This window comes from uncultured Phocaeicola sp., assembly GCF_948499155.1.
Lineage (GTDB): Bacteria > Bacteroidota > Bacteroidia > Bacteroidales > Bacteroidaceae > Phocaeicola > Phocaeicola faecalis.
This window is the reverse complement of sequence record NZ_CAOOSE010000001.1, coordinates 212,072-237,692: the sequence shown is the minus strand read 5'-3', so window position 1 is coordinate 237,692 and position 25,621 is coordinate 212,072. Positions and strand designations below refer to the sequence as shown.

20 protein-coding genes are annotated in these 25,621 nt (G+C 45.5%); 15 read left to right on the top strand and 5 right to left on the bottom strand.

Annotated elements, in window-relative coordinates; all coding sequences use genetic code 11:
* Positions 1-53: 53 nt before the first annotated feature.
* From QYT14_RS01035 to QYT14_RS01020, 4 genes are read left to right on the top strand one after another with little or no spacing between them, the layout of a single operon-like run.
* Positions 54-1,205 (top strand): glycosyltransferase family 4 protein, encoded by a 1,152-nt coding sequence (locus QYT14_RS01035; protein ID WP_288324095.1) that lies wholly within the window; start codon positions 54-56, stop codon positions 1,203-1,205.
* A gap of 6 nt (positions 1,206-1,211) precedes the next feature.
* On the top strand, positions 1,212-2,060 hold the full coding sequence (locus tag QYT14_RS01030) for a glycosyltransferase family A protein (protein WP_288324094.1): 849 nt from the start codon (positions 1,212-1,214) through the stop codon (positions 2,058-2,060).
* Between the two features lie 7 nt (positions 2,061-2,067).
* Positions 2,068-3,189, top strand: a complete 1,122-nt coding sequence (locus QYT14_RS01025) for a glycosyltransferase family 1 protein (protein WP_288324093.1) — start codon at positions 2,068-2,070, stop codon at positions 3,187-3,189.
* Positions 3,186-4,370 carry a glycosyltransferase family 2 protein gene (locus tag QYT14_RS01020; protein WP_288324092.1) on the top strand — a complete coding sequence of 395 codons (1,185 nt, stop codon included), beginning with the start codon at positions 3,186-3,188 and terminating at the stop codon, positions 4,368-4,370. The genes QYT14_RS01025 and QYT14_RS01020 overlap by 4 nt, the downstream gene beginning before the upstream one ends.
* Here the strand turns inward: QYT14_RS01020 and QYT14_RS01015 are convergent, their stop codons facing one another.
* Complete coding sequence (locus QYT14_RS01015) at positions 4,371-4,724, bottom strand: response regulator (RefSeq protein ID WP_237038082.1); 354 nt, start codon at positions 4,722-4,724, stop codon at positions 4,371-4,373. It abuts the gene before it with no gap.
* A gap of 131 nt (positions 4,725-4,855) precedes the next feature.
* Here QYT14_RS01015 and QYT14_RS01010 point away from each other — a divergent pair, with 131 nt between their 5' ends.
* Together QYT14_RS01010 and QYT14_RS01005 are read left to right on the top strand one after the other, a co-directional pair.
* A complete protein-coding gene (locus QYT14_RS01010; protein WP_288324091.1) occupies positions 4,856-6,706 on the top strand; it encodes an ATP-binding protein in 1,851 nt (616 codons plus the stop codon).
* Positions 6,707-6,709: 3 nt separating this feature from the next.
* On the top strand, positions 6,710-7,771 hold the full coding sequence (locus QYT14_RS01005) for an endonuclease/exonuclease/phosphatase family protein (RefSeq protein WP_237038084.1): 1,062 nt from the start codon (positions 6,710-6,712) through the stop codon (positions 7,769-7,771).
* A gap of 111 nt (positions 7,772-7,882) precedes the next feature.
* On the opposite strand, the gene QYT14_RS01000 is transcribed toward QYT14_RS01005, so the two are convergent.
* The gene (locus QYT14_RS01000) at positions 7,883-9,022 is read right to left on the bottom strand and encodes a response regulator (RefSeq protein ID WP_288324090.1); all 1,140 of its coding nucleotides are present in this window, start codon (positions 9,020-9,022) and stop codon (positions 7,883-7,885) included.
* A gap of 8 nt (positions 9,023-9,030) precedes the next feature.
* The gene (locus QYT14_RS00995) at positions 9,031-9,969 is read right to left on the bottom strand and encodes a UDP-glucuronic acid decarboxylase family protein (protein ID WP_288324089.1); all 939 of its coding nucleotides are present in this window, start codon (positions 9,967-9,969) and stop codon (positions 9,031-9,033) included.
* Positions 9,970-10,095: 126 nt separating this feature from the next.
* Between QYT14_RS00995 and thiD the strand changes: the two genes are divergently transcribed.
* The 4 genes from thiD to QYT14_RS00975 all read left to right on the top strand — a co-directional run bounded on the left by thiD (position 10,096) and on the right by QYT14_RS00975 (position 14,640).
* Positions 10,096-10,923, top strand: a complete 828-nt coding sequence (gene thiD / locus QYT14_RS00990) for a bifunctional hydroxymethylpyrimidine kinase/phosphomethylpyrimidine kinase (protein WP_288324088.1) — start codon at positions 10,096-10,098, stop codon at positions 10,921-10,923.
* Positions 10,924-10,984: 61 nt separating this feature from the next.
* Positions 10,985-11,872 (top strand): ACP S-malonyltransferase, encoded by an 888-nt coding sequence (fabD, locus tag QYT14_RS00985; protein WP_237038088.1) that lies wholly within the window; start codon positions 10,985-10,987, stop codon positions 11,870-11,872.
* Positions 11,873-12,140: 268 nt separating this feature from the next.
* Entirely contained in the window at positions 12,141-12,926 is a 786-nt protein-coding gene (locus QYT14_RS00980; RefSeq protein WP_288324087.1) for a patatin-like phospholipase family protein, read from the top strand.
* A gap of 16 nt (positions 12,927-12,942) precedes the next feature.
* Positions 12,943-14,640, top strand: a complete 1,698-nt coding sequence (locus tag QYT14_RS00975; RefSeq protein ID WP_288324086.1) for an alpha-amylase family protein — start codon at positions 12,943-12,945, stop codon at positions 14,638-14,640.
* Positions 14,641-15,179: 539 nt separating this feature from the next.
* Here QYT14_RS00975 and QYT14_RS00970 read toward each other — a convergent pair.
* A complete protein-coding gene (locus QYT14_RS00970) occupies positions 15,180-16,268 on the bottom strand; it encodes an HpaII family restriction endonuclease (RefSeq protein WP_237038091.1) in 1,089 nt (362 codons plus the stop codon).
* A gap of 314 nt (positions 16,269-16,582) precedes the next feature.
* Entirely contained in the window at positions 16,583-17,644 is a 1,062-nt protein-coding gene (locus QYT14_RS00965; protein ID WP_288324085.1) for an MBL fold metallo-hydrolase, read from the bottom strand.
* 191 nt (positions 17,645-17,835) lie between these two features.
* On the opposite strand from QYT14_RS00965, the gene QYT14_RS00960 reads away from it, so the two are divergent.
* The 5 genes from QYT14_RS00960 to QYT14_RS00940 all read left to right on the top strand — a co-directional run bounded on the left by QYT14_RS00960 (position 17,836) and on the right by QYT14_RS00940 (position 25,060).
* Complete coding sequence (locus tag QYT14_RS00960) at positions 17,836-18,888, top strand: linear amide C-N hydrolase (protein WP_237038093.1); 1,053 nt, start codon at positions 17,836-17,838, stop codon at positions 18,886-18,888.
* Positions 18,889-19,065: 177 nt separating this feature from the next.
* Positions 19,066-19,614, top strand: a complete 549-nt coding sequence (locus QYT14_RS00955) for a GNAT family N-acetyltransferase (RefSeq protein WP_288324084.1) — start codon at positions 19,066-19,068, stop codon at positions 19,612-19,614.
* Between the two features lie 77 nt (positions 19,615-19,691).
* Positions 19,692-20,195 (top strand): hypothetical protein, encoded by a 504-nt coding sequence (locus QYT14_RS00950; RefSeq protein WP_288324083.1) that lies wholly within the window; start codon positions 19,692-19,694, stop codon positions 20,193-20,195.
* Between the two features lie 226 nt (positions 20,196-20,421).
* Entirely contained in the window at positions 20,422-20,865 is a 444-nt protein-coding gene (locus tag QYT14_RS00945; RefSeq protein WP_288324082.1) for an Hsp20/alpha crystallin family protein, read from the top strand.
* Positions 20,866-21,187: 322 nt separating this feature from the next.
* Positions 21,188-25,060 (top strand): TIM-barrel domain-containing protein, encoded by a 3,873-nt coding sequence (locus tag QYT14_RS00940; protein ID WP_288324081.1) that lies wholly within the window; start codon positions 21,188-21,190, stop codon positions 25,058-25,060.
* Positions 25,061-25,621 lie beyond the last annotated feature (561 nt).

The window sequence follows — 25,621 nt, the reverse complement described above, 5'->3', positions numbered from 1 at the left end:
ATATCAAAGATAAAAGACTTACATTTGTCAAACAACATACAAGAAGGGGCAGGATGGATAGAAAACCGGTAATCGTTTATTGCACACCGTCTCTTTATATTCCCGGAGGAGTAGAAAGAGTTTTAACAACAAAGGCTAATTATCTGGCAGATGTGGCGGGATATACAGTCTACATCATTTTGACAGACGGCCAAAATAAACCGCCTTATTATCCGTTGTCTTCTCGCATACGGCTCATCCGGCTGGACATTGACTTTGAAGAGCTGTGGGACTTGCCTCTGTACAAAAAAATAATCGTATACCTCCAAAAACAACGCATATATAAACGTAAGCTGAGAGAGACCTTGTTCAGCATTAAGCCCGACATTACAGTCTCTTTGATGCGAAGGGAAATAAATTTCATTACTTCCATAAAGGATGGCAGCAAGAAGGTGGGCGAACTGCATGTCAATAAAAAGCATTATCGCAACTTCAATGGAGCGGACAAAAACATGGTAACGACTCTCTTCTCGAAAATATGGATGATGAGTCTGGTAAGGCATATCAAAAGACTGGACAGATTTGTGGTTCTCTGCAAGGAAGACAGGGAAAACTGGCATCAGCTCCGCCGAGTAGAAGTTATCGGCAATCCTTTGCCTTTCCCAATCGTACCGGCCAATCACCAGCCTGGAAATCAAGCCATTGCCGTAGGACGGTATACTTATCAAAAAGGATTCGACTTGTTAATACAAGCCTGGAGCACGGTTGCCTGCAAACACCCCGAATGGAAACTTTTCATTTATGGAAAAGGGAATCCGACTCCGTATGAAGAGTTGGTCCGTAAACTCAATTTATCAAACCATGTCATTCTAAAAGCGGATACTCCCGATATCATTGACAAATATCGCGAAAGCTCTATTTTTGTATTAAGTTCCAGATATGAAGGCTTTGGCATGGTAGTGGCAGAAGCGATGGCGTGTGGTGTTCCCCCTGTTTCTTTCGCTTGTCCGTGCGGACCCGGAGATATTATCCGGGATGGCGAAGACGGCATCTTGGTGGAAAACGGAAATGTGGAGCAATTAGCCGAAAAAATATGCTATCTGATTGAGAACGAAGACATAAGGAAAGAAATGGGACGCAAAGCATGCATCAATGTAAGAAGATTTGAAGTGGAACAGATTATGTCTCAGTGGATAAAACTATTCGAAGAATTATTAAAATTGTAGAGAATTATGAAATGGTACACCGATTACTTATCCACGTATGAAAAGCCATACAGTGAGCTGCCCCCCCGACTCACCGACAGGGTCAAAAAAAGAATTAAACAATTACAAGCCGGGAATCCTTTGGTTTCGGTGGTGGTCATCGCTCATAATGAAGAAAGCAGAATTTTCCCTTGCCTATGGTCGATAAGCGAAAACCAATGTCTCTTCTGCATAGAAATCATAGTTGTCAACAATCATTCTACAGATAATACGGAAAATATTTTAAAGGAACTGGGGGTGAGGTATTATAATGAGGAAAAGAAGGGGCCGGGATTTGCCCGCCAATGCGGACTGAATTATGCTAAAGGAAAGTATTGTCTTTGCATGGATTCGGACACGATATATCCGCCTTTCTATATCGCAACCATGACAGACGCATTGAGACAAGATGGAGTCGTGGCGGCGTATGCCCTTTGGAGCTTCCTCCCTAATAAGGATTATTCACCAATGGGGCTTTTTCTATATGAAGCGATGCGTGACATTTATTTTAACATTCAGCATATACAAAGACCTGAACTCAATGTGCGCGGAATGGTCTTTGGATTTCGGACAAACACGGCACGCCAAGTAGGTTTCAGGACCGACATCATCCGCGGCGAGGATGGGTCGCTGGCATTGGAACTGAAAGAATACGGACGTATAAAATTTGTCAGAAACCGTAAGGCGCGGGCTATCACCGGCTATGGCACTATCTCTGCCGACGGCTCGCTGTTCAACAGTTTTCGGAAGAGGGCGGCCAAAGGATTCAAAAATCTTACTTTTTTATTTCACAGCAAAGAAAAATATGAAGACGAGGATTCAAACTTGATAAAATAATCAGTACATGAAAATAGCAATAGAGGCTCAAAGAATATTTAGAAAAGAAAAGCACGGCATGGACTATGTAGCCCTTGAAACCATAAGGGAGATACAGAAAATGGACTGCCAAAATGAATACTTCATCTTGGTGGGTGCGGGAGAGGACAGGTGTCTGCAGGAATCGGATAATATGCATATTGTACAGATAGATTACCCCTCCTACCCTTTGTGGGAGCAAATAGGATTGCCGTCGGCCCTGAAAAAGATAGAGCCCGACTTGCTGCACTGCACCGGCAACACGGCTCCGTTGTGGTGTCACACTCCGCTGATACTGACCTTGCATGACATTATTTTTCTTGAGCCCAAGCAAGGCAGAAACCAATCTTTATATCAGAATTTAGGACGCTGTTACAGAAGGTTTATAGTCCCCCGAATATTGAACAAATGTAGAAAGATTATTACTGTATCCAATTTTGAGAGGGAGCATATCTGTCAATTTCTGCAATTGGGGACAGAGCGGGTGACCACCGTGTACAATGGTTATTCTTCACATTTCAAGCCCATGACGGAGTATCTACCCATAACACGGAAATACATCGGAACGGAGCATTATTTCTTCTTCCTAGGCAATACCGACCCTAAAAAGAATACGGCAAGAACATTACAAGCCTATTGCCACTATCTGAATGCTTCGTCTCATCCTCTCCCGCTTCTCATCGCCGACTTGAAAGAAGAGACTATTAATAATTACTTACGTGAATATGGTTTGACGGATATCAAATCCATGCTTTATTACCCAGGCTATATCCCCAACAAGGATTTGCCTGCCTTGTATAGCGGGGCTACCGCATTCATTTACACTTCGTTGCGCGAGAGTTTCGGCATCCCTATTTTGGAAGCGATGGCGTGTGGCACGCCCGTCATTACTTCACAAACCTCTGCCATGCCCGAAATAGCTGGAAAGGATGCTATCTTGGTAAATCCTTACAAGCCTGAAGAGATTGCCGGGGCTATGCTTCGGCTGGAGGAAGACTCCGAATACCGTCAGTCACAGTCAGCATACGGACTGGGAAGGGTACAGCAATTTTCATGGAAAGAAACTGCGCTCAAGACATTAGAATTATACAATGAAATAATACGACAATGAATACAATTGAAATCATATTCTTTATCCTTCTGTCCCTCGTTTTCTATACCTATCTCGGATACGGAATCATACTGTGGGCACTGGTCGGAATCAAGCGGATTTTTGTAAAAGAAAAAAGTGAGCCTATGCCCGAAGAGCTCCCTGAAGTCACTCTCTTCATCACAGCCTACAATGAAGAACAGGTAGTGGATGAGAAGATGCAGAACTGCCGCGAACTGGATTATCCGAAAGAAAAATTCAAAATAGTATGGGTAACGGACGGAAGTTGCGATGCCACCAACGAAAAGCTGAAGGCATATCCCGATGCAACTGTGTACTATTCTGCCGAGCGCAAAGGGAAAACCGCAGCCATGAATCGCGGAATAAAATTTGTCACCACTCCGATTGTTATTTTCACGGATGCCAATACGTTCATCCATCCACAAGCTGTCCGCGAAATGGTACGTTGCTTCAATAATCCGAAGGTGGGGTGTGTGGCAGGCGAGAAACGCATCCACATGCACACCAAGGACGGAGCAGCAGCGGGAGGTGAAGGAATGTACTGGAAATATGAATCTTTTTTAAAGAAACTGGACGCACAACTCCATTCTGCCGTAGGCGCCGCAGGAGAATTGTTCGCTATTCGTACTGCTTTGTACGAACAGATGCCCAATGATACGCTGTTGGACGACTTTGTCCTTTCCTTAAGAATAGCCATGAAAAAATATATTATCGCATATTGCGACAAAGCATACGCCATGGAAAACGGTTCGGCAAGTATGAAAGAGGAAGAAAAGAGAAAGGTACGCATCGCAGCAGGAGGACTCCAGGCCATTTATCGGCTACGAGGCCTGCTCAATCCATTCCGATATGGAATACTCAGCTTTCAATACGTGTCCCATCGTGTGCTGAGGTGGTCTGTCACACCGATAGCCCTGTTCTCGCTCGTACCGCTAAATGTGCTGCTGATTGTCGGCAACAAGCATCCCCACCTCTATATCATACTCTTGGCACTGCAATTATTGTTTTATGCAGGCGGGGGGTATGGGTATTATTTATCCACAAAATCAGTAAAAAACAAACTGCTCTATGTCCCTTACTACTTCTTGTTCATGAATATAAATGTCATTAAAGGCTTCTCCTATCTCAAAAGGAAAAGCAAAAATGACGGCACTTGGGAAAAAGCACGCAGAGCCGTATGATTATCCCAAATATGAATGTATCATTTCACGCAGCTTGTTTGCCATGACGGGCTTTGCCATATAATTATTACAACCGGCAAGGTATGCCTTTTCACGGTCGCTGTCGTATGCATTGGCAGTAAGAGCTACAATAACGATATCCTTATTGAATGTGCGGATGTTTTTGGTAGCCTCCAAACCATCCATTACAGGCATTTTTATATCCATAAGTATCAGGTCAGGTTGGTCTACACGGCATATTTCAACTGCCTCTTCCCCATTATAAGCACGGAGTATTTCATAATCCCTCCGCAAGATGATAGACAGTAAAAGGAAATTACTTTCTGTATCTTCTGCAACTAATATTTTTTTCATCTCTCTATTTTGCTTGTTTCTCCGTGCAAAATTACGATATAAAATGATATAAGCAATATTTTTTTCGTATATTTGCTGAGATTAATAAAAACACTACGTCTTAATATTAAGTTAAGTACCGTAAGATTGATATGAAGGCTTCTAACAAAATATTGCATGAAAAGCAGTATGCCGAAAGAATCTTAGAGATTACCGGCGATACAATGTTCTTTGTATACAAGGATGGAACCTGTCTTGACTTTAAGCCTAACCGACCGGATTTCTATATCAAGGAAGAGGAAGTGATAGGCAAGAACATTTTCTCATACTTCCCTTTGGAGACGGCCCGCGAAATGCACAAGGAATTTAAAAAGGTCATCGACGGGAAGGTATCGTCCTCTGCACAAAACTATAAGCTCATTTTGGGCGAAGAGGTGAAATACTACAAATGTATTATTTCGAAATTCAATGAAGACCATCTGATATTCCAATATCGTGACATCACGGGGCGCAGCGTCGTGAGGCTGAAGTTGGAAAAGAAGATAAAGGACTTACGTGAGGTGGAAAAGGCGGCTCATATCGGGCTGTGGACTTTCGACTCACTCACCCGGATTTTCACTTATTCGGGATACACTCAGGTGTTTTCTGACAATGAAGAAGAAAAGACAATTACTCTGGACGAATATATCGCCTACATCCATCCCGAAGATAAGACAAGAGTAGAAAATTGGGTAGAGAATTATTTACATGGCAAAGAAAGCAGCGACACCATTTCGTATAAACTGCTGATGAATGGCAAAACAGTGGATATGCGACTGAAAATCTATAACCGGGAAGTGTATACCAACCGCATCTTGCTGGAAGGATATATACAAAACACCTCAGAGATAGTGTGGAAAGCCGAACGGTCCAATCAACTGAAATCTGCGTTTCTTGCCAATATGAGCCATGAAATACGCACTCCGCTCAATGCTATTCTAGGCTTTTCGCGCATTATCGCAGAGACTGACAACTCCGAAGAAAGATTACAATATTATGATATTGTGGAGAAAAACAATATGCGCCTGCAAGAGCTGATTAACGAAATTCTGGATTTATCGAAGATAGAATCCGGAATGATGGAGTTCAACTATGCGCCTGTCAATCTCTATACATTGTGTGATGATGTAAAGAACACTTATCGTTTCCGTTGTCAGAGCGGAGTAGAGCTGATTTTCGAGAAATCAGACCGTTCTCTTTACATATCTACCGACAGAAACCGACTTTTCCAGATATTCTCCAACTTGATAGGCAATGCCACTAAATTTACTCAGAAAGGGTATATCAGTTTCGGATATAAAAAGGTGGACGACCAGATTCTTTTTCATGTGACCGACACCGGTACCGGTATTCCGGCCGAAAAGCTCCCCAAGATATTCGACCGCTTTATAATGGCCAATGAGAGTATAGCCGGCACAGGACTGGGGCTGTCCATCAGTAAAATAATTGCCGAGAAACTAGGAGGAAAAATTTGGGTAAACTCCGAACCGGGAAAAGGAACCACATTTACATTCACCATCCCCTATATATCTGTCAATGGCGAAGTAAAACGAGAAAAACATACTTTTACCCGATACACAGACAACAAAGAATCTATACAGAAAGAAATTGTTATACTAGTAGCGGAAGACAATCAAAGTAATTATGACTTAATAGAAGCCATGATTGGCAAGACCTATAAACTGGTACATGCCCTTGACGGTATGGAGGCCATCCAATACTACGAGAAATATAGTCCCGACCTGATTCTTATGGACATAAAAATGCCCAATCTCGACGGTCTGGACGCCACACGAATCATCAGAGAAGTATCTCCCGAGATACCTGTGATTGCCGTCAGCGCCTACGCTTACGAAAAAGATAAGGCTGCTGCAATAGAAAGTGGATGCAATGAGTTTTTGATTAAACCCATATCTCCCGATTTACTAAAAGATACCATCAACAAATATTTAAAAAACACATAAATTATGGGAAGACTAGCTGTATACAAATTTGCATACCTTTTATCCATCATATTCACCTTTCTGATTTTAGGATTATCCGTTTTCGCCTATTTTGCGGGAAGAATAGATCCGGAAAGTAATATGTTTGCAGCCTATATCGCATTGGGGAAACCTATACTGGTCATTATCAATGCCTTGCTGCTGCTTTACTGGCTCATCCGGTTCAGGTATTGGGCATGGGTTCCGCTACTGGGGCTATTGATAAACTACGGATATATTGCGTCTATGTATCAGGTTTACAATTCGACCAAATATGCCAATGATACCCAACTTAAAGTCGTGACTTATAACGTACATTCATTCGGAGGAGAAATCACCGGTTTCTCGGCGAAAGAATTTGCCGACATCCTGAACAAAGAAGGAGTAGACGTACTGTGTTTCCAAGAGTACAGAGGCAACGGAGACTTCACCACCAAAGACTTATACAATACTTATTCCAAGAATTTTCCTTACTCATACATCCCGGAAGGACGTGCACAAGCCATTTATAGCCGCTACCCCATCAAACAGTCTCAGATTATCGAATTTCCGAATACCAACAACGGAGCTATCTGGACCGATTTGGATGTCAAGGGTATGACAATCAGAGTAATTAACGTACACATGCAGACCACCAGCTTTGACCGGATGCGTTCGAAAGCCGCACAAGCCAGAGGCGCCGGAGATGAAGAAAAAGAAAATCAAATTTATACACAGTTCACCGACAACATGGAGGCCAATATCATCCAACGTGCAGAACAGGCCAAAGACATCGCCTCGCTGGTGAATGCCACCGAGACTCCCATTATCTTATGCGGTGACTTCAATGACACTCCGGGAACATTTACTTACGAAACACTGAAGGGGAATCTGCAAGACGGTTTTCTTTCTGCCGGAGAAGGATATGGAGCCACTTATCGCGGACTGCATAATCTGCTCAGAATTGATTATCTGTTTCACTCCCCTTCTTTATTGGGCCTCAAATATGGCACAATGCCTTATGACATGAGTGACCATAACCCCGTTTATCTGGAAGTAGGACTCTAGCAAACGTATGAAAATCCCCCTATTTCAGCCTTAAGTCATTATATACAAGGCCAAAACAGAGGGATTTTCCTGTTCTCCATACGATGCTCAAGTCTATCTTGAGACCACAGTTTATTTCTTCAACGGAACCGAGAAATAGAAGGTAGAACCTTTCCCCTCCTCCGATTCAAACCAAAGACGCCCTCCATTCTTAACGGCAAAATCAAGGCACAACAACAGTCCCAAACCGGAACCCTCTTCATTATTCGTGCCATATTTACTAAAGTGAGTCTCCGTATTCAGCAACTTCCGCTGGTCCTCTTCACTCATCCCCTTTCCGCTATCCCTGACACTGACCACCACACTGTCGTCCACTATCCGGGCACCGACCACGATTTCAGAATCATTATAACTGAACTTAATCGCATTGCTCAATAAGTTACGCATAATCGTCTTCATCATATCGATATCAGCATGAACCTCTATCTTATCATCCCCCTGATAACGCAATTTGATATTCTTCATGCCTGCCACCAGATTAAAAATCTCAATGACCGATGCAATATTCTCAACGATATTGAAATCCTGATACACCACATTCAGTTTACCAATCTGACTCTTTGTCCACTTCAATAGATTGTCCAACAAAGCGAACACATCCTCAGTGCTCTGATTGGCCATGCTCAACATCTGATACATTTCTTCCCCAATCTGAGAAGGAGGCAGACTTAATATCAACATATTGAGCACCATCTTGATAGACCCCATAGGAGAACGCAGGTCATGCGCAATCACAGAATAAAGCTTATCACGCCCCATGATTGTTTTACGCAACTCCTCCGTTTGACGAAGAATAATCCTTTTTGCCGCCACCAGCGAAATCTGGTGAGTCACACGAATCACCAATTCCTCCTTATTGAAAGGCTTTGAGATAAAATCATTCGCCCCCACCTTGAACCCCTTCACAATATCGGAAGTCGTGTTCAAGGCAGTCAGGAAGATAATAGGAATATTTTGGGTAACAGGGTCTGCCTTCAGCTTTTCCGACACCTCAAAACCATTCATTTCCGGCATCATCACATCCAACAGAATCAAATCCGGTTGCTTTTCGGCTGCCTGCACCAACGCGTCCTTACCATTATTTGCGGTAATGACCTTAAACTTCTCGTTCGTAAGCAGTACTTTTAATAGCAACACATTAGAAACCACATCATCCACTACCAAGATGGTGTATTCCGAATGATCTATCACCACATTTACATCAGCTGTCATATTCGCCACTATTTAGAGAGAACTTTTTTAAAATAACTAATCACTTCTATCAATCCTTCCTCCAACTGCACCGTCGGTTTCCAGTTCAATTTTTCCTTAGCCAGCGTGATATCGGGCCGACGCTGGCGCGGATCGTCATAAGGAAGAGGCTGATAGACTATTTTTGACTCCGAGCCCGTCAGTCCCAGCACCAGTTGTGCCAGTTCCAGCATCGAGAACTCACGCGGATTGCCGATATTCACCGGCCCCGTGAAGTCATCCTCCGTAGCCATCATACGCACCATTGCCTCAATCAAATCATCCACATATTGGAAACTGCGCGTCTGCTTTCCGTCACCGTAAATCGTGATATCCTTATTCTGCAAGGCCTGCACCACGAAGTTGGAAATGACACGCCCGTCGTCGGGCAACATGTGGGGACCGTAGGTATTGAATATCCGCACTATCTTTATCTTCACCCGATGCTGGCGGTAATAATCCATACACAATGTCTCGGCACACCGCTTCCCTTCATCATAGCAAGAACGGTAACCGATAGGATTCACATTCCCCCAGTCAGACTCCTGCTGCGGATGTGAAATCGGGTCACCATACACTTCGCTTGTCGATGCCTGAAGCATGCGCGCATTGTTTTTCTTTGCCAATCCCAACATATTAAAAGTTCCGAAAACAGCCGTCTTAGCCGTTTTTATCGCATCATATTGATAATGAATGGGGGAAGCGGGGCATGCCAAATTATATATTTCATCCACCTCCGCACAATACGGATTCACCACATCATGCTCCACCAACTCGAAACATGGATGGTCTATCAGGTGCTTTATATTATCTTTGCTACCGGTAAAAAAGTTATCAAGACAGATAACCCGGTTACCCTCGTTTATCAGACGCGTACAAAGATGCGAACCTATAAAGCCCGCACCGCCACTTACCAGGGCTTTCTTCATCCTTCTATCATTTATATTATATTTCCTTTCGTAAAGCAAAAATAAGCGATTAGTTCCATTCCTGCAAACTTTAAATACAATATTATTACTTATATTTGCAGGCATGATAATTAATCCGACAAATAAATGAAAAAATATCCAGCCATTATGAGCATAGCCGGCTCCGATTGCAGCGGAGGCGCCGGCATTCAGGCCGACCTGAAAACCATCTCAGCACTGGGGGCCTATGCCGCCACCGCCATCACCGCCATCACGGTTCAAAACACCACCGGCGTGCGTGCCATCCATCCCGTCCCCCCTGTTTTTGTGCGCGGGCAGATAGAGGCCGTCATGGACGACATACGTCCCGATGCCATCAAAATAGGGATGATAAATGACATTGAGATTGTAAAGGTCATCTCCGCCTGTCTGCGCAAGTACCGGCCCGCGCATGTGGTTTTCGACCCCGTCATGGTATCTACCAGCGGACACAAACTGATAGAAGATGATGCCATCGCAGCCCTCGCCGACGAGTTGATGCCCCTCTCCTCCCTCATCACGCCCAACCTGAGAGAAGCAGAAGTATTGACAGCACATCCTATTAATAATGTAGAGGAGATGAAATCCGCCGCCCTCGAACTGTTGAAATTCGGTAGCAAGGCCGTCCTCCTGAAAGGCGGCCACCTGGAAGGCGGACTGATGTGCGACGTGCTGCAGATAGCCGGAGAAAACGCCCCTCACCTGTTCACCTCCGCCAAAATAGAGAGCCAGAACACCCACGGAACCGGTTGCACCCTCTCTTCCGCCATCGCCACATACCTGGCCCTGGGAGATGAGATGCCGCAAGCAGTGGAACGTGCCAAACAGTATGTGACCCTCGGCATAGAGGCCGGAAAAGACGTCCGCACCGGCGAAGGACACGGCCCGCTAAACCACTTTTATCAGCCTGTCTCCATGAATATTAAGGAAGAATAGCACCTAGTTTCCAAAGAAATAATTACCTTTGCAACGTTTTTAAACCAAAAAAGGAAAAAATATGAAAGCATTTGTATTCCCCGGACAGGGAGCACAGTTTGTAGGTATGGGAAAAGACCTGTACGAAAACTCGGCTTTGGCCAAAGAATTATTTGAAAAAGCGAATGACATTTTAGGATACCGCATCACAGACATCATGTTTGAAGGTACGGACGAAGACCTTCGCCAGACCAAGGTCACTCAGCCTGCCGTGTTCCTCCACTCGGTTATTTCGGCCCTCTGCATGGGTGACGATTTCAAGCCCGAAATGACAGCCGGACACTCACTGGGCGAGTTCTCTGCCTTGGTTGCCGCCGGAGCTCTGTCGTTCGAAGACGGACTGAAACTGGTGTATGCACGCGCCATGGCTATGCAGAAAGCCTGTGAAGCACAACCCTCGACCATGGCTGCCATCATCGCATTGCCCGACGAAAAAGTGGAAGAAGTGTGCGAAGCCATCTCCAAAGAAGGCGAAGTGGTGGTTGCCGCCAATTACAATTGCCCGGGACAAATCGTTATCTCCGGTTCCATCGAAGGCATCAACAAGGCTTGCGAACAACTGAAAGCAGCCGGTGCCAAACGTGCCTTGCCTCTGAAAGTGGGCGGTGCTTTCCACTCTCCGCTGATGAATCCGGCCAAAATAGAACTTGAAGCGGCTATCAACGCGACTGAAATCCATACACCGAAATGTCCTGTTTATCAGAACGTAGACGCTTTGCCCCACACCGACCCTGCCGAAATCAAGGCGAATCTGGTGGCTCAGCTGACTGCTTCTGTCCGCTGGACTCAGACGGTAAAGAACATGATTGCCGACGGAGCCGACGAGTTTACAGAATGTGGCCCGGGTGCTGTATTGCAAGGCTTGATTAAGAAAATAGACAAGGACGCAAACGCTCACGGAATAGCATAAGAAAACACACCGCCATTCTCCCTCCAAACCCTCGAGAGAGTTTCCTTAAACAATGGAGACAGTTTCGACAAACAATGGAGAGAGTTTCCTCAAACAATGGAGACATCTTCAGGTAGGAATGGCGGCATCCCCCCATATCCACCGCAGGAATGCAGACAAGGCATTTCATGCGGTGGAAAAGTTATATCTGCCCCATTTTTATCCCATCTTTTTTCCATATCTCGTTAAAAATGATTATGTTTGCCCATGTAACAAACGAGATAGGTTAATGAGTACATTCAAATACAACATAGGCTATGCCCTGAGCGGAGGGTTCATCAAAGGCTTCGCTCACTTGGGAATCATGCAGGCGCTACACGAACACGGCATAACGCCCGACATACTTTCAGGGGTGAGTGCCGGCGCACTGGCCGCCGTATTCTACGCCGATGGCAGAGAGCCCTATCACGTCATCGAACTATTTGAACACCACTCGTTTACAGAACTCACCACCTTCTCCATCAACAAACAGGGACTGCTGAAACTCGACAGTTTCATTGATTTTCTGGAAAGCAACTTGCGAACAAAACTGATAGAAGAGCTTTCCATCCCCACCATCATCTCGGCCACCGACTTAGACCACGGAAAAATAGTGTCCTTCCGCAAGGGGAAAATAGCCGAGCGAGTGGCCGCCTCGTGCTGTATGCCGGTGTTGTTTGCACCACAGAAAATCAACAATACTTATTATGTAGACGGAGGAATACTGATGAATCTACCGGTGACCCCCATCCGCGAAATGTGTGAAAAAGTGATAGCATTCAACGTCAGTCCGCTGGTGGCAGACGAATATAAAAAGAATGTGGTGACAATTGCTTTAAGGGCCTATCATTTTATCTTTCAGGCGAACACTCTGCCGCAAAAGCCGCTGAGCGATTTGCTGATTGAGCCCTACGGACTGGAAGGCTACAGCAACCGGGAGCTGGAGAAAGCCGAAGAAATATTTGAACAAGGATATACGACGGCGAACGAAATTATAGACCGTTTGCAGCACGAGAAAGGAAGTATATGGAAATAAATAAAAAAACAATATAATGAAAACACAAGAAAAAATTATCATCTATCAGGTGTTTACCCGTTTGTTTGGAAACGGAAACCCACGTTGTAAGACCAATGGCTCGCTGGACGAAAACGGCTGTGGAAAAATGGCTGACTTTACGGCTAAGGCATTGGGAGAAATCAAGCGTCTGGGAGCCACACATATTTGGTATACAGGCATCATCGAACACGCCACCCAAACCAATCACAGTCGTTACGGCATACGCCCGGACCACCCTGCCGTGGTGAAGGGAAAGGCCGGCTCGCCATACGCCATCAAGGATTATTATGATGTAGACCCCGATTTGGCAAACAGTATCCCCGACCGGATGAAAGAATTTGAGAACCTGGTCAAACGGTCGCACAAGGCGGAGCTGAAAGTAATCATTGATTTTGTCCCCAACCACGTTGCCCGCCAGTATGGTTCGGATTCCAAACCGGCAGAAGTGGCCGACCTGGGCGAACAGGATGATGTAAACCAGGCTTTCAGTCCGAATAATAATTTTTATTACATTCCCGGCACCAAGCTGGAAGGCAATATCGACCTTCACCGCGGTGCTCCCGAACCCTACGTGGAGTTTCCTGCCAAAGCCACCGGCAACGACCGTTTTGACGCATGGCCCGGCATCAACGACTGGTATGAGACGGTGAAGTTGAACTATGGTGTGGATTACATGAACGGACGAAGCACCCATTTCGACCCCATCCCCGACACGTGGACTAAAATGCTCGACATATTGCTGTTTTGGGCATTAAAAAACATTGACGGATTCCGTTGTGATATGGCAGAAATGGTTCCTGTCGAATTTTGGGGATGGGTGATTCCGCAGGTCAAAGCGCAATATCCCGACTTGATATTCATAGCCGAAGTTTATAATCCGGCAGAATACCGCAACTATCTTTTCAATGGCAAATTCGACTATTTATATGACAAAGTGGGCTTGTATGACACGCTGAGAGCCATCACTTCGGGTTGGGAATCGGCCACCGCCATCCCCCATCGCTGGCAAAGCCTGAATGGAATAGAGCACCGTATGCTCAACTTCCTTGAGAATCATGACGAACAACGCATTGCTTCCGATTTCTTTGCCGGAAACGGTGCCCGCGCCATCCCTGCCATGATTGTTTCTGCCTGCATGAACGACAATCCGGTCATGATTTATTTCGGACAGGAAATAGGCGAACAAGGTATGGATACCGAAGGGTTCAGCGGACGGGACGGACGGACGACCATCTTCGATTATTGGAGTGTGGACAGTATCCGCCGTTGGCGCAATAACGGCAAGTTCGACGATAAGCTATTGAATGAGGAAGAAAAGAAGCTGCGTGCTTTCTACACTCGGCTGTTGAATTTATGCAACACGGAGAAGGCGATACGCGAAGGGGCATTCTTTGATTTGACATACGCTAACCTGGCAGGATGGGTGTTCAACGAGCATAAGCAATATGCTTTTCTGCGCAAGCAGGATGACGAGCTGTTGCTGGTGATGGTCAACTTTGACAGCATACCGGCACGGGCAGCGGTGAACATTCCGCAGCACGCTTTTGATTTTTTGGGAATACCTTACAATCTGGAATATGATGCGGTGGAACTGCTGACAGGAAATACGGAGAAGCTGGTATTGTCGCCCGATAAGACGACTCCTGTTTTATTGGATGCCATGAATGGAAAAATCCTGAAATTCAAGCTATAAAAAGGCAAGTCAAAAAGGGTGTTGGCATCATATTTTGAGAAAATTCCAATATTACAATGTAAGAATACAGATTCTTTTAAGATATTATGAATCAAGTATATCAGGCGACCATTTGATTTGGTACTAGCATTGTAACTCATAGTTCACGCTTATCACCCACAGGATTTTCGAATTGATTCATTATAAAGACAAAACCTGACAATGAATGGCAGAGGAATAGGTGACAGTGCAGCCTTTCCTCTGTCTGATATTATTGTCGTTCTTCACCAGCGTTCAGGATGACAAGATACAATTTTAAAATATTATGAATCAAGTATATCAGGCGACCATTTGATTTGGTACTAGCATTGTAACTCATAGTTCACGCTTATCACCCACAGGATTTTCGAATTGATTCATTATAAAGACAAAACCTGACAATGAATGGCAGAGGAATGGGTGACAGTGCAGCCTTTCCTCTGTCTGATATTATTATCATTCTTCATTAGCATTTAGGATGACAGGACTGCCGGGCTTCGGAGGCAGCCTTCTGTATTATCTTACCGTTTCAACAAGCCGATTTTTGCGTTCAACTTAAAATAATAGACTCCGTTTTCACGTTCCAAATAGCCATATTTATCTTTCTCAGTAGAGCCTTTTTCGAAGCGGGAGTTATAGAACAGGAAATCGGCAAAAGTCTGACGGTCAGCTTTTTGATAGCACAATATTTCACCGCTACCGTCCACCAATAAAAAGCCGGACACTGCCGAATCGACTCCCGTAAAGAGCTTTGCCGGACGCATTCCCAAGGCAAGCGCCAGCAGGAATTGCTTCATCTTATATTCGTAATAATGATGTTTGCCAATCAGTTCCTCTTTAATCTTCAACGGATTGACTTGCTTCATCACCTCCGTCAGCTCGCTCACTCTGGTGATGCCGTCCAGATGCATGATGCGCAGCATTTCGCCCAACATGCGGGGAAAGTGCAGGTCTATCATACTCAAATTGCTACGGAACACTTTGTCGGCCACATCGCTATACTTCAAGACACCTCCCAGACGTTCTATCATCAACATACGTCCCGCCACATCGTCTTCCTCACCAAAAGCATTAATCTTATTGACCGTGGGCGTGGCAAACTTGATGCCGGTCTGCTCAAACTTCAGATTGGCAGTTCGTCCGCCGTCCAGCAATGGAAACATGGAGCTGAGACGAGAACGGACACAGAAGCCTGTCAAAGGGGCATCCACACTGTAAAAAGCAACATGAAAATCGGTACGGTCATCCGTTTTCGCTTCCAGGTCAAAGATAGCCACCTCATCCAAGAACTCCTCCACCCCATCGGGTGACATGACCTCGTTTCCGCGACTTTCTTTCACAGCCGATAAAATCAGCTCCGCCACAGCCGCAAAATCCTCACGCGCCACCAGCTTGTCAATTTTTTCTCCACAGATGTGTATATTCTCTTCATCTTCAATGATATACCGGCGGGTTCCGTCGTGTTCCTCCCGCTGAATCATGGCAACGGGCCATCGTTGCGCCTCATTTTTCTTCACTTCAGGAGTTCCTGCATACACATATCCGTCCGCCAGCAAGCGGAAAAAGGCGTAAAGTTCGCCCCACTCTCTCTTTGTTGCTTCAAATGCCATATCGATTACTGTTTAATGGGTGCAAAGATAAGTAAAAGAAGTATTAAAAGAAGCCTTTTTGAGAAAAGCAAATCTTAAACAATGTTATGCAGCATATTTTTTAGCTCCAATTATTTGCTATTATCCAAAAAGTCCGTACCTTTGCAATGTGTTTTTCATAGTATTAGATTTAAGGTTAACAAAAGGTTGGAGCAAGGCGTTGCTCCTTTTTTCATTTTATAGAGTGGCATACGCCCTTTAACATACCCACAGGGTTTTCGGATTGCCCCCCCTTTAATGCCAAATAAAGGACATACCCAGACCCCCTATTTCTTTCAGTCACCCCATTTCACCACCTCCCCTATATGAGGAATCAATACGTTCAGCGAATCTTTTTCCGCCAGACGGTGCGCATTGGCCAAAGGCTCGTCCCATCTGTGTTTTGCCAATGCATATTTAGAGTGATGCACGGTCAGAACCTTCTTTGCTTTCAGGTCTTTGGCCGTCTGAGCCATGTAGCCGGGCATCAGATGAATATAGCGCCAGTCCTCATTATACTGGCCGTTTTCGAGTATCGCCAAATCGATGAAAGGAAAACGCTTTCCGATGGCGGCAAAGTGAGGACCGTATCCGCCATCTCCCGCCATATAAATCTGTCGGGAGGGGCTCTCCATCAAAAAGGAAGCCCATAGCGTCTGATTGGCATTCAGTCCGCGACCCGAGAAATGTCGGGCGGGAAGACAATGTACGGTAAATCCATCACCGAGCGAGGCATCTTCGTTCCAGTCCAGCTCCACGATGCGATTTTTGTCAACCCCCCAATACTCCAGATGCTCACCTACCCCCAATGCGCAGATTACCTTCCCTGTCCGCTCTCTGAGTTCGGTCACTGTCCGATAGTCCAGATGATCCCAATGGTCGTGGGTGATAATCAGAAAATCAATGTCGGGCATATCTTCGGGACGATAAATATCGGTTCCCTTGAAAGCACGGTTCACAAACGCAACCGGAGAGGCATCGTAAAAGACCGGATCTACCAGCAAGCGTTTCCCTTCCATCTGTATATAATAAGACGAGTGTCCGAACCATATCAGGATATCCTCACCGGGAGACAGTTCTTTCAGGTTTGTCTTTATAACGGGCAGCACTGTTTCGGGACGTAATCCTTCAGGCTTCCGGAAAAGAAAATCAATCATCCCTGATATCCTACTTTTGCCGGAAGTCATCAACGGCACTTCAGGCTCATTGCGGAAAGCTCCGTCGCGGTAGTGGGGCGAATTCAAGATTCGTTCCAAACGCGTTCCGCGCGGAAGCCGGCCGAAACTTGGCGAGTGAAGAAAAGCATACACTGCGGCTCCTGCCAGCACTATCACTATCAACAGACTATAAAGTATCATACTTATCTTTTTACGGTTCTTTTTATTCATAAACAGAGCAAAGTTATTGAGACGGAACAAAGATATGAGAATTATCACACCCGACAGGTATATGAATTACTGATTTTTATACCTGAATCACCGCTTCCGCCTAAACAAGCCGCATCCGGTATCTGTTTTATAGATAAACAATAATCTTTTAAGATAAAAAAATGAGAACAAAAAACATTGCGCTAATCGCATTAGCCATTATGCTGTCCATTCGCATGCCGCGAGTGGAAGCTTGCACCCGGGCTGTATACATCGGGCCCGACAATCTGATTGTCACCGGACGCACCATGGACTGGAAAGAAGATATCATGAGTAATTTGTATGTCTTTCCGAGGGGTATCCAACGAGCAGGATACAACAAGGGAGAGACGGTGACATGGACTTCGAAATACGGCAGTGTCATCGCTACAGGATATGACATCGGCACATGTGACGGAATGAACGAGAAGGGGTTGGTAGCCAGCCTTTTATTCCTGCCCGAATCCGTGTACGAGCGTCCCGGAGACACACGTCCGGTGATGGGAATCAGCATTTGGACACAATATGTACTCGACAATTTCGCCACTGTGCGCGAGGCGGTGGATGAGCTGAAAAAAGAGACATTCCGAATTGACGCACCTCAAATGCCCAACGGCTCGGCCTCCACTTTACATCTGGCCATCACCGACGATACAGGAAATACGGCTGTGCTGGAATATCTGGACGGAAAGCTGGAAATACACGAGGGAAAGGAGTATCAGGTAATGACAAACTCACCCAAATATTCGTCACAACTGGCTATCAACGATTACTGGAAAGAGGTGGGAGGATTGCAAATGTTGCCGGGCACGAACCGTTCGAGCGACCGCTTTGTGCGTGCCTCATTCTATGTCCACGCCATCCCGCAGACTCCCGATGCACGCATTGCCGTCCCAAGTGTATTGAGCGTGATGAGAAACGTATCCGTTCCCTTCGGCATCACCACTCCCGACAAGCCCCACATCTCTTCCACCCGTTGGCGCTCGGTGTGCGACCAGAAGAACAAAGTGTACTATTTTGACAATGTATTAACCCCCAATCTGTTTTGGCTCGACTTGAAAGAGATAGATTTCAGTCCGAAGGCAGGGATAAAGAAATTATCTTTGACACAGGGCGAGATATATGCCGGAGATGCCGTCAAGGACTTGAAAGACAGTAAATCTTTCGTATTCCTGTTTCAGACACCCGCTCTGTAAAAACAAGAGAAGGCGGCTCCGACAGCCCATCCTCCGGACACGGATTTCACGCTCTTTCTCCTCCCGAATGCGTGAAATCCGCGTCGTTTCCGTCTGTACTCTCAAAGAAAACACGCTGTTTATTCCTCTTCACCCAAAAAAAAGATTTACCTTTGATAAATCAAATTCATATTCGCCATGAAAACTAAGATTACTGATAACATAACTATTCGGGAAGTACGCATAAGCGATTCACAAAAAATATACAATGCCATTCATTTGCACCGCGAGTATTTGCAGCAATGGCTCCCATTCGTCACCTTTCTGACCGCGAAAGAAGAAAAGGCCTTTCTAGCATCCGTACTCAAAGTGCCTCGGGCCCGCCGGGACTTCATCTATATCATCGAAGAAAAAAGAGAAGTGTGCGGACTGGTCGGTTTCCATTTTTCTGATGCCGCCAACCTGCGCACGGAGATTGGTTACTGGCTCCTGCCCGAGTACCAACACCGGGGAATCATGACCAAATGTGTGCGGCATCTCTGCCGGATTGCCATCGAAGAGCGAGGCATGAACCGCATCCAAATCCGTTGCGCCGAAGGCAATGCTCCCAGCAATGCCATTCCGCAAAGGCTCGGCTTCCACCTGGAAGGGACTGAACGCGACGGCGAGCTGATGTATACAAGAAAGTTTGTCAACCTCAATGTCTACAGCATCTTAAAGAGAGAGATAAAGCAATGGAAGGATTGACTGAAAACAACAGACAGAAATATCCGGCCAAGGCGCATATAACCTTTCATGTCCAAACACAATAAAATAAATCTATTATGGAAATAAACCAAGCAGCTCCCAAGTTTCAGGATGCGTCCATCGCCCCGATGCACACCACAGAGCATATCGTAAACAGAACAATGGTAAACCTTTTTGGCTGCGGGCGTGCAGTTTCGGCACATATCGAACGCAAGAAAAGTAAATTGGATTTCGCCCTACCCGCCTGCCCCTCCGAAGAGGAGATAAGCCACATAGAAAAGACCGTAAACGAGACATTGAAAAGAAACCTGCCAATCACCACAGAATTCATCACACAAGAGGAAGCCGTGGGGCGATTCGACCTGAAACGTCTGCCCGACCATGCCTCCGAAACCGTGAGAGTGGTGCACGTGGGCGATTACGATGAATGCCTCTGCATCGGTCTGCACGTGGAAAACACATCGCAGATAGGTACATTCAAAATCATCAGCCATGATTATAAAGAAGGCATTTTCCGCATGAGGTTCAAACTTACAGAAGCCGGTCCGTCTGCCAATTCGTCTTCAAAAATTACATTTTGACAGCAGTCGGTCTGTGTCAACGTTTAAATAGTTTTATCCTCTCTTAAAGTCTTGCCGCCTATCTTTAAGAAAGGTTTTATAGACTTAAAAGAGTGGAATATGGAGCATAGGAAATCGAACTAAAGTATGGTATTTGCATTATGGATAGTGGATGACGGAATCGAAAGAAGACGAAATTCAAAAGTAAACAAAATGTTTAACCATAAACCAAAAGGAGATTAAGATTATGATGCCAGTAAGAAGAGCCAACCAAACTTGGTTGCCAAGTATTTTCAACGATTTTTTGAACAATGACTGGATGGTAAAAGCCAACCCGACAGCACCGGCCATCAATGTCATCGAGACAGAAAAAGAGTATAAAGTGGAAGTTGCCGCTCCGGGAATGAAAAAAGACGATTTCCAAATCCATATCAATGAAGACAATGATTTGGTCATCTCTATGGAAAAGAAAACAGAAACAACGGAAGGCGACAAAGAAGGCAAGGAAGAAAGCCGTTATCTGCGTCGCGAATTCTCTTACTCCAAGTTCCAGCAAACCCTGATTCTGCCGGATGATGTAGACAAGGATAAAATAGACGCCAAAGTGAACGACGGTGTCCTGACTATCGAATTGCCGAAACGAATTCCTGAAGAAAAGGAAAAAGCAACGAAAGTGATTGAAGTCAAATAAACGATAAGACCGGATATCTCCCGAAACGCAGCCACAATGCCATTCGGGAGATAATAAAGAGGTGTCAAAACTCCAAAGCAACTGCCGCATTGTTGCTGTAAGAGCATTTTTGACACCTTGCTTATTTATATCAACCTAAAAAGCCTGTAATACATCCTTTATACAGACAAGCCCACGCTGAATACGACCTTTTCGGGCCCCCGAATACAAAAGTTTAAAGGATATGCTTAATTTTTTCTTAAAAATCTGCCTGTTTATCAATATTACGCTTTATCTTTACCGAATAAATCAAAACTATATTCTAATTTAATCATAGTTTATTATGAAAAATACCCCTAATCAACACCGCAAAGGAAAAAAAGCGGCACTACTTGCCCTGGCATTCCCGCTTGTTCTGGCAGGTGCACCCGTGCAGGCTGCCCAGTCGATGCATGCCGCAAGTGAGACAACGCTCCCAAGCCCTCAAATTGTGAGTATCAAAAGACTCAACCCGACAGCTGTCGAAGTTTTGTTTGCCAACAACCAGCGTATGACACTTGATTTTTACGGCGATAACATCTTCAGAGTCTTTCAAGATAATGCCGGTGGAATCATCCGGAATCCGGAAGCCAAACCCGAAGCACAGATATTGGTGGACAACCCCAGACTGCCATTGTCAAAGTTGGACATTGACGACAACGGAAACACAATCAGTATCACGACCGGACGTATCAACATACAGATTGACAAGGCCAGTTCATTACTGAAAATCACGAACCTCGAAACAAACAAGGTAGCGGTGGAACAACTTGCCCCCGTCTCATTCGAGAAAGATAAAGTGACCATCACCCTGAAAGAAAATCCGAAAGAATACTTCTACGGAGGTGGTGTGCAGAACGGAAGATTCTCACACAAAGGAAAAGCAATCGCCATCGAAAACCAGAACAGCTGGACCGACGGAGGCGTGGCTTCTCCCACTCCTTTCTATTGGTCTACCAACGGATATGGCGTGATGTGGCACACCTTCAAGAAAGGTAAATACGACTTCGGTGCAGAAGAAAAAGGAAAAGTAAAACTATCGCACGAAACGGATTATCTGGATGTCTTTTATATGGTGGGCGACGGTGTCGTTGCTTTGTTGAACGACTTCTATCAACTCACCGGTAATCCGGTATTATTGCCCAAGTTCGGCTTCTATCAGGGACACCTGAACGCTTACAACCGCGACTACTGGAAAGAAGACGAAAAGGGAATCTTGTTTGAAGACGGAAAACGCTATAAAGAAAGCCAAAAGGACAATGGCGGCATCAAGGAATCTTTGAACGGCGAAAAGAACAATTACCAATTCTCGGCACGCGCTGTGATAGACCGTTACAAGAACCATGACATGCCTTTGGGCTGGCTGCTCCCCAACGACGGTTACGGAGCCGGATACGGACAGACCGAAACATTGGACGGCAATATCCAGAACCTGAAAGAACTGGGCGACTATGCTCGTAAGAACGGAGTGGAAATCGGACTCTGGACACAATCCGACCTCCATCCCAAAGAAGGAGTCAGCGCACTGCTTCAGCGTGATATCGTGAAAGAAGTGAGAGACGCCGGTGTACGTGTTCTTAAAACAGACGTTGCATGGGTGGGCGCAGGCTATTCATTCGGTTTGAACGGTGTGGCCGATGTGGGCACGATTATGCCTTATTATGGCAATAACGCACGCCCGTTTATCATCTCATTGGACGGATGGGCAGGCACCCAGCGCTATGCAGGAGTATGGTCGGGCGACCAGACCGGCGGCGAATGGGAATATATCCGCTTCCATATCCCGACTTATATCGGTTCGGGCCTTTCGGGACAGCCTAATATCACCTCCGATATGGACGGTATCTTCGGTGGAAAGAACCTGGCCATGAATACCCGCGACTTCCAGTGGAAGACATGGACACCGATGGAACTCAACATGGACGGCTGGGGCAGCAACGAAAAGTATCCTCATGCCCTGGGCGAACCTGCCACTTCTATCAACCGTATGTATCTGAAGCTGAAATCAGAACTGATGCCATACGCTTACAGCTTTGCCAAAGAAGCGGTAGACGGAATGCCTATCATCAGAGCCATGTTCCTCGAATTCCCGAATGACTACACAATGGGCAGCGCCACTAAATACCAATATATGTATGGTACCGACTTCCTGGTGGCACCTATCTATCAGAACACCAAGGCAGATGCCGAAGGCAATGACATCCGCAACGGTATCTATCTGCCCGAAGGTGAATGGATTGATTACTTCACCGGCGAGAAATATGAAGGCGGACGCGTTATCAACAACTTTGCCGCTCCTCTGTGGAAGCTCCCCGTATTTGTCAAGAACGGAGCCATCATCCCGATGACCAACCCGAACAATAACGTGAGTGAAATCAACAAGGGTCTGCGCATCTATGAAATGTATCCGCATAAGCACACCATGACCGTGGAATATGACGATGACGGTATCACCGAAGCATACAAGGACGGTAAGGGTGTAACTACTTTCGTCGAATCGAATGTCACTCCCAAAAATGAAGTGCTTATCACCGTACACCGCACTCAGGGTGACTTTGACGGCTTCGTGAAAGAGAAAGCCACTGAGTTCAGAATCAATGTAACCGAAAAGCCCAAAGCTATCTCTGCCAAAGTAGGAAAGAACAAGATTAAGCTGACCGAGGTTACCTCTCTGGAACAATTCCAAAACGGACAGAACGTATACTTCTACGATGCTGCTCCCAATCTGAACAAGTTTGCCACTCCGGGAAGTGAATTTGAAAAGGTGACTATCGTCAAGAACCCCCAACTTCTCGTCAAGCTGGCTCCGATGGATATCACCACTAATCAGATTAATATGACTGTCAGCGGATTCCGCTATGCACCGGCCGATACTCACCGCGTCACTTCGGGCTCATTGACAGCTCCGAAAGCCGAAGTAACTGCCGAAAACACTGAAGCCTATACACTGAAACCGACATGGGCTCCGGTAGCCAATGCTGACTATTATGAAATCGAATTGAACGGCATTCTGTATAGTACTATCAAAGATACAGAACTGTTGTTTGAAGGACTGGAAGCCGAAACAACTTATGACTTCAAGATTCGCGCCGTAAACAAGGACGGTCAGTCAGACTGGGCAAACTTTACAACCAAGACCAAATCCAACCCGTTGGAATTTGCAATCCGAGGCATCAAGGGTGAAGTAACAGCCAAGGCACAAGAAGGATTTGAAATCGACCGTCTCTTCGACTTTGCCGAAATGGGTGATATGTGGCACACCAAGTACAGAGCTAACGCTTTGCCGTTCGACATGATTATCGACTTGAGAAGTGTCAACCAATTGGATAAATTCCATTACCTGAGCCGTAAGGACGGAGGCAACGGAACATTGTTGAAAGGAACCGTTTCATATAGTATGGACAAAGAACACTGGACAGAAGCCGGTGCATTTGAATGGAACCGCAAGGATGAAGTGAAAGTATTCACATTCACAGAACGTCCGACTGCACGTTACATCAAACTTTCTGTAACAGAAGGTGTTGGCAATTATGGTTCCGGCCGTGAACTGTATGTATTCAAAGTTCCCGGAACTGAAAGTTACTTACCGGGCGACATCAACAATGACGGTAAGATTGACAACAACGATTTGACTTCTTATACCAACTACACCGGTCTGCGCAAAGGCGACGGCGACTTTGAAGGTTACATCAGCAATGGTGATATCAACAAGAATGATTTGATTGACGCTTATGACATCTCGGTAGTAGCCACTCAGTTGGAAGACGGTGTAGACGAAAGCGACGAAACTGAAAAAGTAAGCGGAAGCATCGAAATGAGCACTGCCAAACGCAGTTATAACAAAGATGAAATCATTGAAGTAGTAGTGAAAGGTATAGACCTGAAGTCTGTCAATGCACTGAGCTTCGCTTTGCCATACGACCAGCAGAAGTTTGAATTTGTCGGTGTACAACCGGTTAGCATGAAAGAGATGGAAAACTTTACTTATGACCGCCTTCACACCAATGGCACAAAAGCATTGTATCCTACTTTCGTCAATATCGGCAACAAACCTTCACTCGAAGGAACCAATGACTTGTTTATCTTGAAACTGAAAGCTAAACAAAGAGTAAGCTTCAATCTGAAAATGATTGACGGATTATTGGTTGACAAGAAGCTGAATGTTTGTAAGTTCTAAGAGACTTCACTGCCCTCGGCAGTAACCCCAAAGGGAGCTGTATCAAAACGTGGATAATGCTGTCGTTTCGTTCGTAGGGGCGAGGTTCGCTCGCCCGAAAACAGTTTGTTTTGTGTCTTCGGGCAGGCAAACCCTGCCCCTACAGCTGACGATGGGATAGACCGGTTTAGTTTTGACACACTCCCTTTTATCGAAATCACCCTCGCCACAGGTAGTGGCGAGGGTGATTTTTGGTTTATGAGCGTTTCGGCACACCCTCTTTTTTTACGAATCAAGTCAATAAGTGTGTGGGCATCCTATTTTAAGAAAATTCCAATATTACAATGTAAGCATACAGATTTCTTTCAAGGCATTATAAATGAAGTATAGCAGACGACCACTCGATTTGATACCGGCATTGTAACTCATAGTTTACGCTTATATCACCCACAGGACTTTCGGATTGACCCCAAAAAGGGGTTGTGTCAAAACGTGGATAATGCTGTCGTTTCGTTCGTAGGGGCGAGGTTCGCTCGCCCGAAAACAGTTTACTTTGTGTCTTCGGGCAGGCAAACCCTGCCC